This is a genomic window from Scandinavium tedordense (assembly GCF_024764965.1).
In the GTDB taxonomy this organism is placed as follows: domain Bacteria; phylum Pseudomonadota; class Gammaproteobacteria; order Enterobacterales; family Enterobacteriaceae; genus Scandinavium; species Scandinavium tedordense.
Window position 1 is genome coordinate 12444 of the sequence record NZ_JALIGG010000047.1, and the last position, 16164, is coordinate 28607.

At 58.1% G+C, this 16164-nt stretch carries 17 protein-coding genes; 14 read left to right on the top strand and 3 right to left on the bottom strand.

Annotated elements, in window-relative coordinates; all coding sequences use genetic code 11:
- Positions 1 to 126 precede the first annotated feature (126 nt).
- From phnF to phnP, 11 genes are all read left to right on the top strand, one after another.
- Positions 127 to 852 (top strand): phosphonate metabolism transcriptional regulator PhnF, encoded by a 726-nt coding sequence (gene phnF / locus MUU46_RS02255; RefSeq protein ID WP_159759868.1) that lies wholly within the window; start codon positions 127 to 129, stop codon positions 850 to 852.
- A complete protein-coding gene (phnG, locus tag MUU46_RS02260) occupies positions 853 to 1305 on the top strand; it encodes a phosphonate C-P lyase system protein PhnG (protein WP_159759691.1) in 453 nt (150 codons plus the stop codon).
- A complete protein-coding gene (gene phnH / locus MUU46_RS02265) occupies positions 1302 to 1898 on the top strand; it encodes a phosphonate C-P lyase system protein PhnH (protein ID WP_258964654.1) in 597 nt (198 codons plus the stop codon). Before phnG ends, phnH begins: the two co-directional genes overlap by 4 nt.
- Positions 1898 to 2962 carry a carbon-phosphorus lyase complex subunit gene (locus MUU46_RS02270; RefSeq protein ID WP_159759695.1) on the top strand — a complete coding sequence of 355 codons (1065 nt, stop codon included), beginning with the start codon at positions 1898 to 1900 and terminating at the stop codon, positions 2960 to 2962. Before phnH ends, MUU46_RS02270 begins: the two co-directional genes overlap by 1 nt.
- Complete coding sequence (gene phnJ / locus MUU46_RS02275; protein ID WP_159759697.1) at positions 2955 to 3800, top strand: alpha-D-ribose 1-methylphosphonate 5-phosphate C-P-lyase PhnJ; 846 nt, start codon at positions 2955 to 2957, stop codon at positions 3798 to 3800. The genes MUU46_RS02270 and phnJ overlap by 8 nt, the downstream gene beginning before the upstream one ends.
- Entirely contained in the window at positions 3797 to 4555 is a 759-nt protein-coding gene (gene phnK, locus MUU46_RS02280) for a phosphonate C-P lyase system protein PhnK (protein ID WP_258964655.1), read from the top strand. Before phnJ ends, phnK begins: the two co-directional genes overlap by 4 nt.
- A gap of 10 nt (positions 4556 to 4565) precedes the next feature.
- Positions 4566 to 5246, top strand: a complete 681-nt coding sequence (phnL, locus tag MUU46_RS02285; RefSeq protein ID WP_258964656.1) for a phosphonate C-P lyase system protein PhnL — start codon at positions 4566 to 4568, stop codon at positions 5244 to 5246.
- Positions 5243 to 6379, top strand: coding sequence for an alpha-D-ribose 1-methylphosphonate 5-triphosphate diphosphatase (phnM, locus tag MUU46_RS02290; protein ID WP_258964657.1), 1137 nt, complete (start codon positions 5243 to 5245; stop codon positions 6377 to 6379). The genes phnL and phnM overlap by 4 nt, the downstream gene beginning before the upstream one ends.
- On the top strand, positions 6379 to 6945 hold the full coding sequence (phnN, locus tag MUU46_RS02295; RefSeq protein WP_159759705.1) for a ribose 1,5-bisphosphokinase: 567 nt from the start codon (positions 6379 to 6381) through the stop codon (positions 6943 to 6945). The genes phnM and phnN overlap by 1 nt, the downstream gene beginning before the upstream one ends.
- On the top strand, positions 6935 to 7366 hold the full coding sequence (gene phnO, locus MUU46_RS02300; RefSeq protein ID WP_258964658.1) for an aminoalkylphosphonate N-acetyltransferase: 432 nt from the start codon (positions 6935 to 6937) through the stop codon (positions 7364 to 7366). Before phnN ends, phnO begins: the two co-directional genes overlap by 11 nt.
- A 62-nt stretch (positions 7367 to 7428) precedes the next feature.
- Entirely contained in the window at positions 7429 to 8187 is a 759-nt protein-coding gene (gene phnP / locus MUU46_RS02305; protein ID WP_258964659.1) for a phosphonate metabolism protein PhnP, read from the top strand.
- Between the two features lie 75 nt (positions 8188 to 8262).
- Here phnP and MUU46_RS02310 read toward each other — a convergent pair whose 3' ends face one another.
- The 3 genes from MUU46_RS02310 to MUU46_RS02320 form a co-directional block, all read right to left on the bottom strand.
- Positions 8263 to 8535, bottom strand: coding sequence for a YdgH/BhsA/McbA family protein (locus MUU46_RS02310; RefSeq protein WP_159759711.1), 273 nt, complete (start codon positions 8533 to 8535; stop codon positions 8263 to 8265).
- A gap of 353 nt (positions 8536 to 8888) precedes the next feature.
- Entirely contained in the window at positions 8889 to 9230 is a 342-nt protein-coding gene (gene yjdP / locus MUU46_RS02315) for a DDRRRQL repeat protein YjdP (protein ID WP_159759713.1), read from the bottom strand.
- Between the two features lie 69 nt (positions 9231 to 9299).
- A complete protein-coding gene (locus tag MUU46_RS02320; RefSeq protein ID WP_258964660.1) occupies positions 9300 to 11612 on the bottom strand; it encodes a hybrid sensor histidine kinase/response regulator in 2313 nt (770 codons plus the stop codon).
- 502 nt (positions 11613 to 12114) lie between these two features.
- Between MUU46_RS02320 and MUU46_RS02325 the strand changes: the two genes are divergently transcribed.
- Genes MUU46_RS02325 through MUU46_RS02335 form a run of 3 tightly spaced genes read left to right on the top strand, consistent with a single transcriptional unit; the run spans position 12115 to position 15611 of the window.
- Entirely contained in the window at positions 12115 to 13635 is a 1521-nt protein-coding gene (locus MUU46_RS02325; RefSeq protein WP_159759721.1) for a sugar ABC transporter ATP-binding protein, read from the top strand.
- Entirely contained in the window at positions 13632 to 14639 is a 1008-nt protein-coding gene (locus tag MUU46_RS02330) for an ABC transporter permease subunit (protein ID WP_258964661.1), read from the top strand. Before MUU46_RS02325 ends, MUU46_RS02330 begins: the two co-directional genes overlap by 4 nt.
- Before the next feature lie 30 nt (positions 14640 to 14669).
- Positions 14670 to 15611: an ABC transporter substrate-binding protein gene (locus MUU46_RS02335; protein WP_159759725.1), complete on the top strand. Its 942-nt coding sequence runs from the start codon at positions 14670 to 14672 to the stop codon at positions 15609 to 15611.
- Positions 15612 to 16164: the final 553 nt, after the last annotated feature.

A 16164-nucleotide genomic window follows, 5' to 3' on the forward strand; every position in this document is an offset into this window, starting at 1 on the left:
GGACAGCCCCCTCTTCCCAAAAGGGCGAGGGAGAAAGGATACCCCGGACAGTCCCCTCTCCCTTTTAGGGAGAGGGTTAGGGTGAGGGTCACACACGATACTGACGTTGAAGAGGTCTTCCAAATGATGCACTTGTCCAGACATCCGACCAGTTACCCGACGCGCTACGAGGAGATTGCTGCCAGGCTCGAGCAGGAACTGCGCAGCCAGTATCGCTGCGGCGACTACCTTCCCGCCGAACATCAGCTTGCCGCGCGCTTTGAAGTTAACCGTCACACCCTGCGCCGCGCCATTGACCAACTGGTGGAAAAAGGCTGGGTGCAGCGTCGTCAGGGCGTCGGCGTGCTGGTGCTGATGCGTCCGTTCGATTACCCGCTCAATGCCCAGACACGTTTTAGCCAGAATCTGCTCGACCAGGGTAGCCACCCGACCAGCGAAAAACTGCTCTCGGTACTGCGCCCGGCATCCGGTCACGTGGCCGACGCGCTGGGTATTCAGGAGGGCGACAACGTCATCCACCTGCGCACCCTGCGCCGCGTCAATGGCATCGCGCTGTGCATCATCGATCACTACTTTGCCGACATGCGTTTCTGGCCCGCCCTTCAGCGCTTTAACAGCGGCTCGCTGCACGATTTTCTGCGTGAAGAATTGGCCCTCGTACTGACTCGCACGCAAACGCGGGTAGGCGCCCGCCGTGCTCAGGCCAAAGAGAGCAAGGTGCTGGAAATCCCGAACATGGCGCCGCTGCTTTGCGTGCGCACCCTGAACCATCGTGAAGGCGAAGTTAACGCGGCGGAATACTCCGTCAGCCTGACTCGCGCCGACATGATTGAATTCACAATGGAGCACTGAATGCCATTCGATACCGCCACTCGTCAGCGCTGGATGTCGACGCTGGCCCACAGCCAGCCTGCCGAACTTGCCGCCCGTATGCAGGCCCTGAAGCTCTCGCCGGAATATGAAATCCTCCGCGCACCAGAAAGTGGCCTGGTACAAATCCAGGCCCGGATGGGCGCTACCGGTTCACGATTCTTCGCTGGAGACGCCACCCTGACCCGCGCCACCGTGCAACTGAACGACGGCACGCTGGGCTACAGCTGGGTACTGGGTCGCGATAAAGCCCACGCCGAACGCTGCGCGGCAATAGACGCCCTGCTGCAAACGCATGCCCATTTTCAGACCCTGATGGAAACCCTGATTGCCCCGCTGGAAGCCGAGCGCGAGGCCCGCATTGCCGCGCGCCGCGCCGAAGTGAACGCCAGCCGGGTGGACTTCTTTACCTTAGTGCGTGGAGACAACGCATGACCTTTTCTTCAGAATTAAAGACCGCCTTCCCTCATCCGGTACAGGATGCCCAGCACAGTTTCCGTCGTCTGCTGAAAGCCATGAGCGAGCCGGGCGTGATTGTGTCGATGCATCAGCATAAACACGGCTGGCAGCCGCTCTCCCCGGCGACTACCAGCGTGCTGCTGACCCTGGTGGATAACGACACGCCAGTGTGGCTGTCAGCCTCAGTTGATAACGACATCGCGCGTCAGAACCTGCGTTTTCACACCAACGCTCCATTGGTCGAGCAGCCGCAGCACGCGCTGTTTGCCGTCACCGACGTGTCTGTCAGCACCGAACAGCTGAACGCCCTGTCGGCGGGCAGTGCGGTTGCGCCAGAAACCAGCGCCACGCTGATTGTGCAGCTCAGCAGCCTGAGCGGGGGCCGGATGCTGCGCCTGACCGGGGCCGGTATCAATGAAGAGCGGATGATTGCCCCGCAGTTGCCGGAATGCATTCTTCATGAATTGACCGAACGTCCGCACCCGTTCCCGCTGGGCGTGGATCTGATCCTGACCTGCGGCGACCGTCTGCTGGCTATTCCGCGCACCACTCACGTGGAGGTTTGCTGATGTACGTCGCCGTCAAAGGGGGCGAAAAGGCTATCGACGCCGCACACGCCCTACAGGAACAAAAACGCCGCGGCGACGCGCAGCTGCCTGAGCTTACCGTCGCGCAAATTGAACAACAGCTGAATCTCGCCGTCGACCGCGTCATGACCGAAGGCGGCATCGCCGATCGCGAGCTGGCGGCCCTGGCGCTGAAACAGGCCAGCGGGGATAACGTCGAAGCCATTTTTCTGCTGCGCGCCTACCGCACCACCCTGCCGCGTCTGGCGGTAAGCGAACCGATTAACACCGCAGAAATGCGTCTCGAACGCCGGATCTCAGCGGTCTATAAAGACGTACCCGGCGGCCAGCTTCTCGGCCCGACTTACGATTACACCCACCGTCTGCTCGATTTTACGCTGCTCGCCAACGGTGAGACGCCACAGGTTGCCAAGAGCGATGAGCAACCCACCGCGTCACCGCATGTGTTCAGCCTGCTGACTCGCCAGGGACTGGCGAAGGTGGAAGAAGACACCGGCGAAACGCCGGACGACATCACCCGCATGCCGCCGGTTTATCCGTGCTCCCGTGCTTCCCGCTTACAGCAACTGATGCGCGGCGACGAAGGCTATCTGCTGGCAATGGCCTACTCCACGCAGCGCGGCTACGGGCGCAATCACCCCTTTGCCGGGGAAATCCGCAGCGGTCACATTGACGTGGAAATTGTGCCTGAAGAGTTAGGATTTGCAGTGAACGTCGGCGAACTGCTGATGACCGAATGCGAAATGGTGAACGGTTTCGTCTCACCTGACGAGCAGGCCCCGCACTTCACCCGTGGCTACGGCCTGGTGTTCGGCCTGAGCGAACGCAAAGCGATGGCAATGGCGCTGATGGACCGCGCGCTGCAAGCCCCGGACTACGACGAACACATCGCCGGTCCCGCGCAGGACGAAGAGTTCGTGCTGGCCCACGCCGATAACGTCGAAGCCGCCGGGTTCGTCTCGCACCTCAAACTACCTCACTACGTCGATTTCCAGGCCGAACTGGAACTGCTCAAACGCCTGCAACAGGAGCGCAATCGTGGCTAATCTCAGCGGTTATAACTTCGCGTATCTCGACGAACAGACCAAGCGCATGATCCGCCGCGCCATCCTGAAAGCCGTCGCGATACCCGGCTATCAGGTACCGTTTGGCGGGCGTGAAATGCCGATGCCTTACGGCTGGGGCACCGGTGGTATTCAGCTCACTGCCAGCGTTATCGGCGAGGCTGACGTGCTGAAAGTGATCGACCAGGGCGCCGATGACACGACGAATGCCGTATCGATTCGCAACTTCTTCAAACGCGTCACCGGCGTGAACACCACCGAAAAAACCGAAGATGCGACGCTGATCCAAACCCGTCACCGGATCCCCGAAACGCCACTGACCGAAGATCAGATCCTGATCTTCCAGGTGCCGATCCCGGAGCCACTGCGCTTTATCGAGCCGCGCGAAACCGAAACCCGCACCATGCACGCGCTGGAAGAGTATGGCGTGATGCAGGTGAAACTGTACGAAGACATCGCCCGTTTCGGCCATATCGCCACCACCTACGCCTATCCGGTGAAGGTCAACGATCGCTACGTGATGGATCCATCGCCGATCCCGAAATTCGATAACCCGAAAATGGACATGATGCCTGCACTGCAGTTGTTCGGGGCCGGGCGTGAAAAACGCATTTACGCCGTGCCGCCGTACACCAAAGTGGAAAGCCTCGATTTCGACGATCACCCGTTCACGGTTCAGGCCTGGGATGAGCCCTGCGCCATTTGCGGTTCGCGCCACAGCTATCTCGACGAAGTGGTGCTCGATGACACCGGCACACGGATGTTTGTCTGTTCCGATACCGATTACTGCCGCCAACAGAGCGAGGCGTTAAGCCAATGAATCAGCCGTTACTTTCGGTCAATAACCTGACCCATCTTTATGCGCCGGGCAAAGGCTTCAGCGACGTGTCGTTCGACCTGTGGCCAGGTGAAGTGCTGGGCATCGTCGGGGAATCCGGCTCCGGCAAAACCACGCTGCTGAAGTCGATTTCCGCACGTCTCACGCCGCAGCAGGGTGAAGTGGTTTACGAAACCCAGTCGCTGTACGGCATGTCGGAAGGCGAGCGCCGCCGCCTGCTACGTACCGAATGGGGCGTGGTGCATCAGCATCCGATGGACGGCCTGCGTCGTCAGGTTTCGGCGGGCGGCAACATCGGCGAACGCCTGATGGCCACCGGGGCGCGCCATTACGGCAACATCCGCGAAACCGCCGCGCAATGGCTTGAGGCGGTGGAAATCCCACCGTCGCGCATTGATGAACTGCCGACCACCTTTTCCGGCGGCATGCAGCAACGTCTGCAAATCGCCCGCAACCTGGTGACACACCCGAAGCTGGTCTTTATGGACGAGCCGACCGGCGGCCTGGATGTGTCCGTGCAGGCACGTTTGCTCGATCTGCTGCGCGGCCTGGTGGTGGAACTGGATCTGGCGGTAGTCATTGTCACCCATGATTTGGGCGTCGCTCGCCTGCTGGCTGACCGTCTGATGGTGATGAAGGAAGGCCGGGTGGTGGAAAGTGGATTAACCGACCGCGTGCTCGACGACCCGCTTCATCCATATACCCAGTTGCTGGTTTCCTCCGTTTTGCAGAATTAAGGAGCTGATTATGATTCGCGTTGAAAATCTGAGTAAAACCTTCGTCCTGCATCACCAGAACGGCATCAATTTGCCGGTGTTGTACAAAGCGGAACTGACGGTGAACGCCGGGGAATGCGTGGTGCTACACGGCCATTCCGGCAGTGGAAAATCGACGCTGCTGCGCTCGCTGTACGCCAACTATTTGCCAGATGAAGGCCATATCCACATCAAACATGGCGATGAATGGGTCGATCTCGTTACCGCCCCGGCGCGTAAAGTGCTGGAAGTCCGTAAAGGCACCATCGGCTGGGTCAGCCAGTTCCTGCGCGTTATCCCGCGCATCTCCGCCCTCGATGTGGTGATGCAGCCGCTGCTGGATCTCGGCGTTTCCAAAGAAGAATGCCGCGCCAAAGCCGCCAGCCTGTTGACGCGCCTCAACGTACCGGAACGCTTATGGCACCTGGCGCCGTCGACCTTCTCCGGCGGGGAACAGCAGCGTGTGAACATCGCCCGCGGCTTCGTGGTCGACTACCCGATTTTGCTACTCGATGAACCCACCGCCTCGCTGGATGACAGAAACAGCGCAGCCGTGGTTGAGCTTATCGACGAAGCCAAAGCGCGTGGCGCGGCCATCGTCGGCATTTTCCATGATGAAGCGGTGCGAAATCGCGTCGCCGACCGTCTGCACCCGATGGGAGCCGCAGCATGATTATCAACAATGTGAAATTAGTGCTCGAAAATGAAGTGGTTCACGGCTCGGTCGACGTACAGGATGGCGTTATTCGCACGTTTGCCGAAACCCAGAGCCAAAGCCCGCAGGCGATGGACGGCGAAGGCGGCTGGCTGCTGCCGGGGCTGATTGAGCTGCACACCGATAATCTGGATAAATTCTTCACCCCGCGCCCGAAAGTAGACTGGCCTGCGCATTCCGCCATGAGCAGCCACGACGCGCTGATGGTGGCGAGCGGCATCACCACGGTGCTGGACGCGGTGGCGATTGGCGATGTGCGCGATGGCGGCGATCGTCTGGAAAACTTAGAGAAGATGATTAACGCGGTAGAAGACACGGAAAAACGTGGTATCAACCGCGCCGAGCACCGTCTGCACCTGCGCTGCGAACTGCCACACTTCACCACCCTGCCGCTGTTTGAAAAGTTGGTCGACCGCGAACTGGTGTCGCTGGTATCACTGATGGATCACTCGCCGGGCCAGCGTCAATACGCCGACCGTTCCAAATATCGCGATTACTATCAGGGCAAATACCATCTGACCAACGAGCAGATGAACACATTTGAAGAAGAGCAGCTGGCGCTGGCAGCCGAATGGTCGCAGCCGAACAGGATGGCGATTTCACAGACCTGCCGCACGCGCAACATCGCGCTGGCAAGCCATGATGACGCCACCCACGAACATGTTGCCGAATCCTTTGATATTGGCAGCGTGATTGCCGAATTTCCTACCACCTTCGAAGCCGCAGAGTCCTCACGCCTGCACGGGATGAACGTACTGATGGGCGCGCCGAACATCGTGCGCGGCGGTTCGCATTCCGGCAACGTCGCGGCGCATGACCTCGCTTCACGCGGGCTGCTGGATATTCTCTCCTCGGATTATTACCCCGCCAGCCTGCTTGATGCGGCCTTCCGTATAGCCGACGACGAGCGCAACGCCTACAGTCTCGCACAGGCCGTGCATCTGGTGACGCGCAACCCGGCGCGGGCACTGAACTTGTCTGACCGCGGCGTAATCGCTGAGGGCAAACGCGCTGACCTGGTACTGGTGCATCGTAAAGGCGAGCACGTGCATATCGACCACGTGTGGCGCCAGGGCAAGAGGGTCTTCTGATGACGGGACGAATTATCTGGTTGGTCGGCCCGTCCGGGTCCGGGAAGGACAGCCTGCTGGCCGCGCTTCGCCAGCGGGAGCACGCACAAATGCTGGTCGCACATCGTTACATCACCCGTCCGGCCAACGCCGGGAGTGAGAACCATATTGCGCTCAGCGAACATGAATTTTTCACCCGCGCGGAACGCCAGCTGTTCGCCCTGAGCTGGCACGCCAACGCGCTGTACTACGGCGTCGGCATTGAAATCGACGTCTGGCTGCACGCCGGATTTGACGTGGTGGTCAACGGTTCACGCGCGCATCTGGCGCAGGCCAAAGCCCGCTACGCCGACGCGCTGCTGCCAGTGTGTCTGCAGGTTTCGCCGGATGTGCTGCGCCAGCGCCTGGAGCAGCGCGGGCGTGAAACGGAAAAAGAGATTGCCCTGCGTCTCGACCGGGCCGCGCGTTATCCGCTCAGCGACGGTTTGATGCTGAACAACGATGGCAGTCTGCTACAGTCTGTGGAAACCTTTATGCGCCTGATCCGCGTCCACGGTAACCAGAAAGAGAGCCAGCATGTCCTGTGAACTTCGCCCAGCCACGCCCGCTGACACCGATGCGGTGTACGGGCTTATCTGCGAGCTAAAACAGAAAGAATACGACCGACAGACCTTCGCAGCAGGCTTTGCTGCGAGTTTGAATAACCCGAGTCAGCGCTACCAGCTGGCACGGGTGAACGGCGAAATCGTTGGGCTGATTGGCCTGCAAATGATGTTTCCGCTGAACCTGAATTGCTGGATTGGTGAAATTCAGGAGCTGGTTATTCTGCCGCAGATGCGCGGCCTGAACATCGGCCAGCAGTTGCTGAACTGGGCGGAAGAGGAAGCCCGTCAGTGCGGCGCGAGCCTGATGGAGCTGTCGAGCGGTAAAGTTCGCACCGACGCGCACCGCTTTTACCTGCGCGAAGGCTATCAGCAGAGCCATTTCCGTTTCAAAAAGACCCTATAAGTCCGGGGTTTGTAGGTCCGGCAAAGGCAGTGCTGCCGGGCACATTGAGTGACGAGGTAAAAATGAGCCTGACCTTACGCTTGACCGGCACCGGTGGCGCACAGCTGGTGCCGGTGTTTGGCTGTGACTGTGCGGCGTGTCGTCGCGCCCGACAGGACGAAACCCACCGCCGTCGCCCTTGCAGCGGTGAAGTGCGCTACAACAACGCGCTGACGCTGCTGGACGCAGGCATTCCTGACCTGATGGACCACCACCCGGCGGGCAGTTTTCAGCAGTTTTTACTCACCCACTATCATATGGATCACGTGCAGGGCCTGTTCCCGCTGCGCTGGGGCGTGGGGAACAAGATCCCGGTTTACGGCCCGCCTGATGAACAAGGCTGCGATGATTTATTCAAACACCCCGGGCTGCTCGATTTCAGCCATACCGTTGAACCGTTTGTGGTGTTCGAATTGCAGGGTTTGCAGGTCACGCCGCTGCCGCTCACCCATTCAAAGTTGACCTTCGGTTATCTGCTGGAATCCGCCCACAGCCGCGTGGCATGGCTGTCCGATACCGCCGGGCTGCCGGATAAAACGCTGAAATTTCTGCTGAACAATCATCCGCAGGTGATGATCATCGACTGCAGCCACGAGCCAAAAGCCGAACCGCCGCGCAGCCACTGCGATCTGAACACGGTGCTGGCGATCAACGCGATCGTGCGCTGTCCGCGGGTTATCCTGACGCATATCAGTCATCAGTTTGATGCGTGGATGATGAACAACCCTCTGCCAGAAGGCGTTGAAGCGGGCTATGACGGGATGACAATTGTGCTGGATTAACGCATGTGTAAAAAAAGGAACTGTGATTATCTACACGGGATATATCACAGTTCAACGTTACGACAGGAAAGATTTTTATTTATAGATAATCGCTGTGGCCCTGACATCGGCACTCATCCCGGCACGCTCTAAAGAGGTAATATGATAATGAGCTGCCCCCTTCATATCGGCCTCTTTGCTCAGTGCGTTCATCGCTTCTTCAAAGGTGCCATTTTTAACATTGACCGAGACGTTACCAATTTTTTGATGCATATCAGTCATCTGTGAATCACGAATTTCTGTGGCAGCGAATGAAAAAGAACTAATTGTCATTAACGTAGCAAGAATTAATATTTTATTTTTCATCATGAATACCTTTATTTAATTATCTGAGATTGCTTTATTAATCTGTTTCATTTCTTATTTCATCGTCTAACCACCTGATAAAATAAAATATAAACAGACCAAGCTTCACACCCTTAATTAACTTCGGGTTATCATCAATATTAGTTCAGCGCCGGAGGTTTTTTATCACTAAATCTTAAACTAAAAATAACAAAAAAGTTAAGATCAACGTTGGGATAAATAGAGATAACCGTACTGACGGGGATTATCCATACCGCTATACATCCCCTGATATACATATTGCCGGTTATCAGTCGGGCTACAGTGATACAGACATTCCCTGCCCATTCCCTGCCATCTAAGCTCAGAGAGCCATGTTAGCGATCAGCGTCGTCGCGCAGTCGGCTCTCTTCATCATCAAGCTGGCGACGCTCCTGATCGAGCTGGTGTTGACGGTCGTCTAACTGACGCCGACGGTCTTCAAGCTGACGATAGCGGTCGTCGTACTGGCGACTGCGCTCTGCATCTTGTCGGCGGCTCTCAGCATCGTCATCATTATCGTCGCGATCGTCATGATAGACGTTATCGCTATTTGGCTTATAGGCATCGCTGATGGCTTGCTGAACATTGCCAATCGCGTCATCAATAATATCGGCATGGGCCAGCTGGCTTGCCAGGGCAAGCGTGCCAAACAGTAACGCCGTTGCGGGTCTTTTCATCGGGTCAGACTCTGGGTTGGACTGACCTCAGCGTAATCAACGGCCGTGCAGGCGGGTAGCGGAGGAATCTCAATTGCGCCGCTGTTCGCGCGGCGACACCTGACCTGTCTGTGCATGACGAAGCGCCTGCGCCAGCTGCGCTCGGGTAAAGGGTTTGCGCAGCAGTACGACGTCCGGCAGCTGTGGGTTATGCGCTGGCCGTAAATCCTGGCCGCTGGTAATCAGCACCGCCACCTGCGGATGGTGTGTGCGGGCGTGATTGACCACTTCCGCGCCGCTGAGCCTGCCTGGCAACATCAAATCACTGACCAGCATCGCGATATCCTCCGATGCATCCAGCATCGCAATCGCCTGTTCGCCACGGCTTGCCTCCAGCGTTAACCAGCCCAGCTGATGCAGCTGTTCGCACAAGGTCTGGCGCACGTCGGCTTCGTCTTCCAGCACCAGCGCCAGCCGTTCGGCGGGCATTTCGTCGTCGACCACCCTTTCATCCGCACGCTCAACCGCCTGCAAAATTGAACGCGGCAACTGCAGCCGGAGCGTGGTGCCTTGCCCTGGCGCACTTTCGATTTCCACCCGCCCGCCGGACTGGCGCACAAAACCGTACACCATCGACAGGCCCAGTCCGGAACCGCTGCCGGTCTGCTTGGTGGTGAAGAACGGTTCGAACACCTGGGCTTTTACCGCCTGCGACATACCGCTGCCATGGTCGATCACCTCCAGCGCAACCATGTCCTGTTTGCGCCCGTCGCTGCGGTTCACGCGCTGATTCCAGGTGCGAATTTTGATGACGCCAGCCTGGCCTTCCATCGCATCGCGGGCGTTCATCACCATGTTAATGATGGCATTTTCGAGCTGCCCGACATCTATCCATGCCGACCACGCCGGGAATTGCGCCTCGATTTCCAGCGTTAGCGTGGTGGGCAGCGAGTGGCGCATCAGTTCACCGAGGTTTTCCAGCAGCCCTTTCATCTCCACCGCGTGAGGGTGCAGCGACTGTTTACGCGAGAACGCCAGCAGACGCTGAGTCAGCAGCGCCCCGCGCTCAGCAGCCTGCAATGCTCTGGATATTCGCGGCGCATCAGCCTCATTGGGTTTGACCAGTTCGAGACTGCCGATGATCACCGCCAGCAGGTTGTTGAAATCATGAGCCAGACCGCCCGTCAGCTGCCCAACGGCCTTCATTTTCTGGCTGTGCAACAGCGCTTCTTCCAGCCCCTGCCGCTCGATGCGACCAGTTTCCAGCTGAGTGGTGTTTTCTTTCAACAGCCGGGTGGTGTGCTCCAGCGTCGATTTATTACGCGCAAAAACGCTGAACGCGCGAGCCAGTTCCCCCAGCTCATCGCGTCGCTGCAATGCAGGAACCGAGACGTCCTGTTCGCCATGCGCCAACCGCGACATCGCGTCAGAAATAGCGGTCAGGTTCCAGCCCAGATTGCGATAGATATACCAGCCCGCAAACCCGGTGATCACCAGCGCCAGCAGGGCGAAGCTGAGAATTAAGTCGATAATCGACCCCAGTTCACGATGACTTTGCGCTACCCGCTGCTCAGACGCCTGTGCCACCTGCGCCACGTATTGGTTAATGTCGCCGTTAAGGATCGCCACCAGCGCCTTGATGTGGAACATGTACCAACTGATCGCCAAATCGCTTTGCTCCAGACTCTGGGAAAGCGGGGCGAGTTTGCGCAGTTCTGCATTGAAATCCGGCAATATGAAGGCGATTGTCGGATCCGCGTTTTCCGTTGGCAGCGCGTGCATCACAGTGTCAATCTGACGTACCGTCGAGCGCGGCGTCGACGTTTCAATCGCCGCGGTAATCAGCCGGTCCATTTCCAGCAGCAGACGTCCATCCAGCGAGTCTTCTCCCTGACGCCGGTTAATCTCCTGTAAGTGACGCAGGTAGCTTTGATTTTGATACAGCGAGCTGAGCAGCGCGTTGCGCTCCAGATGGCGCTGCTGCCCGCGCTGCAACATGCCCGCCACGCTTTGCTGAAGTTCGTTACTGCGCTGGATAATGCGCTGCACCAGTTCCGGTTCACGCTGCGCCAGTGGCGCGGTGGCCAGTTGATCGAGCGAATGCTTCAGCGCCTGCTGTGTGGCCTGCAGGCGCTCTGCTTCGCCTTTGTATTCCAGTGCGCCGACGACCTGCGATAGCCGGACCGCGGCAGTGGCGACGTTGGCGGTGTCACGCGCCAGATTCATGCTGCCGGTCATGTCGTCGAAAGTTTGCTGCTGCACCTGTTCCTGGATTTGGCTCGCATGTCGAAAACCGAGCACCGCTGCCGCGCTCACCATTAGCGTGACCGCCACCACCAACAGATTGAAAAACAGCAGGCGGCCGCGCGCACTGGCGAAAAACGAAGGACGGCGTATGGGCATAATGGCTCCGGCTGTTGTGTGTTTCCCCTCACCCTAACCCTCTCCCCAAAGGGGCGAGGGGACCGTTCCGAGCTGGCGTCTCCTTCTCCCGCTGGACGAGGGGACCGTTCCGAGCTGACGTCTCCTTCTCCCACTGGACGTGGCGACGATTTTCTCCCTCTCCCCAAAAGGGCGAGGGGACTGTTCCGAGCTGACGTCTCCTTCTCCCACTGGGCGAGGCGACGGTTTTTCTCCCTCTCCCCAAAGGGGCGAGGGGACTGTTCCGAGCTGACGTCTCCTTCTCCCACTGTGCGAGGGGATTGTTCGAGCTGGCGTCTCCTTCTCCCACTGGTCGAGGCGACGGTTTTCTCCCTCTTCCCTCCGGGGAGAGGGCCGGGGTGAGGGGGAAACGGTGAGGAAAATCAAATTTTCAGCACTATGACAAATATGAACGGCCTCTGACATTTTGCATTTACTTTCCTGTGATGGACTGCTGATATCGACCATCCTCAGGAGTGCAGCCATGAGTCAGACGCCGGTGCTGGAGATGCACAACATCGCCAAGGCCTTTGGCAAGTTTTATGCGCTGAAAGGGGTCGACCTGACGGTCTTTCCCGGAGAAATCCACGCGCTGATGGGGGAGAACGGCGCAGGAAAAAGCACGCTGATGAAAATTCTCGCGGGTGCCTATACCGCCACCAGCGGTGAGATCCTGATTGACGGCAAACCCCATACCATAAAAAGCCCGAAAGACGCCTTGGCCGCAGGCATCACCCTGATTTATCAGGAGATGCAGCTCGCGCCCAATCTCACCGTCGCCGAAAACATTTTCCTCGGCAGCGAACTGTCGCGCGGCGGCCTAGTACAGCGCAAAACCATGGTGCTTCAGGCGCAGGAAGTGATTAACCGCCTCGGGGCGCAGTTCAAAGCCACCGACCGGGTAATGAAGCTCACCATCGCCGAACAGCAGCAGGTCGAAATCGCCCGCGCACTGCACCGCAATAGCCGCATTCTGGTGATGGATGAACCCACCGCAGCCCTCTCCTCCCGTGAAACCCAGCGCCTGTTTGAGCTGATCCTGCGCCTGCGCGACGAAGGGATGGCGATTATCTACATCAGCCATCGCATGGCGGAAGTGTACGAGCTGTCCGACCGCGTCAGCGTGCTGCGCGACGGGCAGTACGTCGGCAGCCTGACCCGCGACAAGCTCAACGCCTCCGAACTGGTGCGGATGATGGTCGGCCGCCCGTTAAGCGATTTGTTCAACAAAGAGCGCGATATCCCACACGGCCAGCCGCGTCTGAATGTTCACCACCTGACCGATGGGGGCAAAGTGCAGCCGTGCAGTCTGCTGGTGCGTTCTGGCGAAATCGTCGGACTGGCGGGGCTGGTCGGGGCCGGACGTTCCGAGCTGGCGCAGCTGATTTTCGGCGTGCGCAAGGCCACCGGCGGGGTGATTGAAGTGGACGGCGAACCGGTGCTGATTCATTCCCCACGGGAAGCCATAGATTTAGGTATCGGTTTTTTAACGGAAAACCGCAAAGAACAGGGCCTGTTCCTCGAACTGGCGGCGCAGGAAAACATCACCATGGCGACGCTGGAACGCGACTCACACTTCGGAATGCTCGACCGTAAAAAAGCCCAGACCATTTCTGATGATGCCATCAAGCTGCTGAATATCCGCGTCCCGCATTCACAAGTGCGCGCGGGCGGTTTGTCCGGTGGCAATCAGCAAAAACTGCTGATTTCCCGCTGGGTGGCGATTGGCCCGCGCATTTTGATTCTCGATGAACCCACGCGCGGCGTGGACGTCGGGGCCAAAAGTGAAATCTACCGCATCATGAATCAGATGGCGCGCCAGGGCGTGGCGATCCTGATGATTTCCAGCGAATTGCCAGAAATCGTCGGCATGAGCGATCGGGTATACGTGATGCGAGAAGGCAGCATTGCCGGAGAGTTGCTGGCCCATGACATCACTCAGGAAAATATTATGACGCTGGCAACCGGCGTAAACGAATCCCATCACCAGGCGGTGCAACCATGACCACGCAAAAAGAAAATTCCGTGCCCTCGCCGCAGCAGGTTGCTAAGGCGTCTGCCCGAAAAATGCTGATGGGCGATCTGATGCAAACCGTGGGGATCCTGCCGATCCTGATATTGATTGTGGCGGTATTTGGCTTAATCACGCCGAACTTTTTCACCGAAAGCAATCTGCTGAACATTACCCGTCAGGCGTCGATCAACATCGTGCTGGCGGCGGGGATGACGTTCATCATTTTGACCGGCGGGATAGACCTCTCCGTTGGCTCGATTCTCGGCACCACGGCGGTGGCAGCGATGGTGGTGTCGCTCATTCCGCAATTCGCTCTGCTTTCCATTCCAGCGGCGCTGATGCTGGGGCTGATTCTCGGGCTGTTCAACGGTGCGCTGGTGGCGTTTGCCGGGCTACCGCCCTTTATCGTCACGCTCGGCACCTATACGGCGCTACGCGGCGCGGCGTATCTACTGGCAGACGGCACCACGGTGATTAACTCCGACATCAGCTTTGAATGGATAGGTAACAACTACCTCGGGCCAGTCCCGTGGCTGGTGGTGATTGCGCTGGCGGTGATCGCGGTGTGCTGGTTCATTCTGCGTCGCACCACGCTTGGTGTTCATATCTATGCGGTGGGCGGCAATATGCAGGCGGCGCGCCTGACCGGCATCAAAGTGTGGCTGGTTTTGCTGTTCGTTTACGGCATGAGCGGCCTGCTATCGGGGCTGGGTGGGGTAATGAGCGCCTCGCGGCTTTATAGCGCCAACGGCAACCTCGGCATGGGCTATGAGCTGGACGCCATTGCCGCCGTTATCCTCGGCGGGACAAGCTTCGTCGGCGGCATCGGCACCATCACCGGGACGCTGGTGGGGGCGCTGATCATCGCCACCCTCAACAACGGCATGACGCTGATGGGCGTCTCTTATTTCTGGCAACTGGTGATCAAAGGGGCGGTGATCATCATTGCGGTTCTGATCGACAAATACCGTACCCGACACCATCAAAGTGCATAACAACAACATCTTACCTGTGAGGAAAACAACATGCGTTTGAAGCCAATCGCCATTGCACTCTGTGCTGGCACTCTGCTCGCCGCCGCGCCGTTTGTGCAGGCAAAAGAGCTGAAATCTATCGGTGTGACGGTGGGCGACCTCGCCAACCCGTTCTTCGTACAAATCACCAAAGGGGCTGAGCTGGAGGCCCGCAAGCTCGCCGGAGATAACGTCAAAGTGACGCTGGTTTCCAGCGGCTACGATCTGGGTCAGCAGGTATCGCAGATTGATAATTTTATCGCCGCCAAGGTCGATATGATTATCCTCAACGCCGCGGATTCGAAGGGCATTGGCCCGGCGGTGAAGCGCGCGAAAGAGGCAGGAATTGTGGTGGTGGCGGTTGACGTGGCGGCCGTAGGAGCCGATGCGACCATCACTTCCGATAACACCCAGGCGGGCGCGATGGCCTGTAAATACATCACCGACCGCCTGAACGGTAAAGGCAATGTGGTCATCATCAACGGACCGCCGGTGTCAGCGGTGCAAAACCGCGTCGAAGGCTGTCAGTCAGAATTCAAAAAACACCCGGATATCAAAGTGCTGTCTGATAACCAGAACGCCAAAGGCAGTCGCGAAGGCGGGCTGGAAGTGATGACGTCGCTGCTGGCGGCGAATCCGAAGATCGACGGGGTATTTGCGATTAACGATCCGACGGCGATCGGTGCCGATCTGGCGGCGAAACAGGCGCAACGTAAAGAGTTCTTTATCGTTGGCGTGGATGGCTCACCGGACGGGGAAGAAGCGCTGAAGCGCCAAAATTCACTGTTTGTGGCAACGCCTGCCCAGGATCCGCAGGTCATGGCGGCGAAAGCGGTGGAAATTGGTTATGACATTTTGCAGGGCAAACCCGCGCCAACTGAACCGGTGCTGATTCCGGTGACGATGATCGACAAGAAAAGCGTCGGGTCGTATAAGGGATGGACGGTTAAGTAATTTGCCTTCTCCCCTCACCCCGGCCCTCTCCCCAAAGGGGCGAGGGGGGAAAACCAAACGGTCCTCTTCCACTTTGAGCCGAGGGGGAAAACCAAACGGTCTCCTCTGCACTTTGAGGCGAAAGAGAAAACCAAACGGTCCTCTTCCACTTTGAGCCGAGGGGGAAAACCAAACGGTCTCCTCTACACTTTGAGGTGAAAGAGAAAACCGAATGGTCCCCTCTGCACTTTGAGGCGAAAGAGAAAACCAAACGGTCCTCTTCCACTTTGAGGCGAGGGGGGAAACCAACTGGTCCCCTCTCCACTTTGAGGCGAAAGAGAAAACCGAACGGTCCTCTTCCACTTTGAGGCGAGGGGGAAAACCAAATGGTCCCCTCTGCACTTTGAGGCAAGGGGGAAAACCGAACGGTCCTCTTCCACTTTGAGCCGAGGGGGAAAACCAAATGGTCCCCTCTCCATTTTGAGGCGAAAGAGAAAACCGAATGGTCCTCTTCCACTTTGAGGCGAAAGAGAAAACCGAACGGTCCTCTTCCACTTTGAGCCGAGGGGGAAAA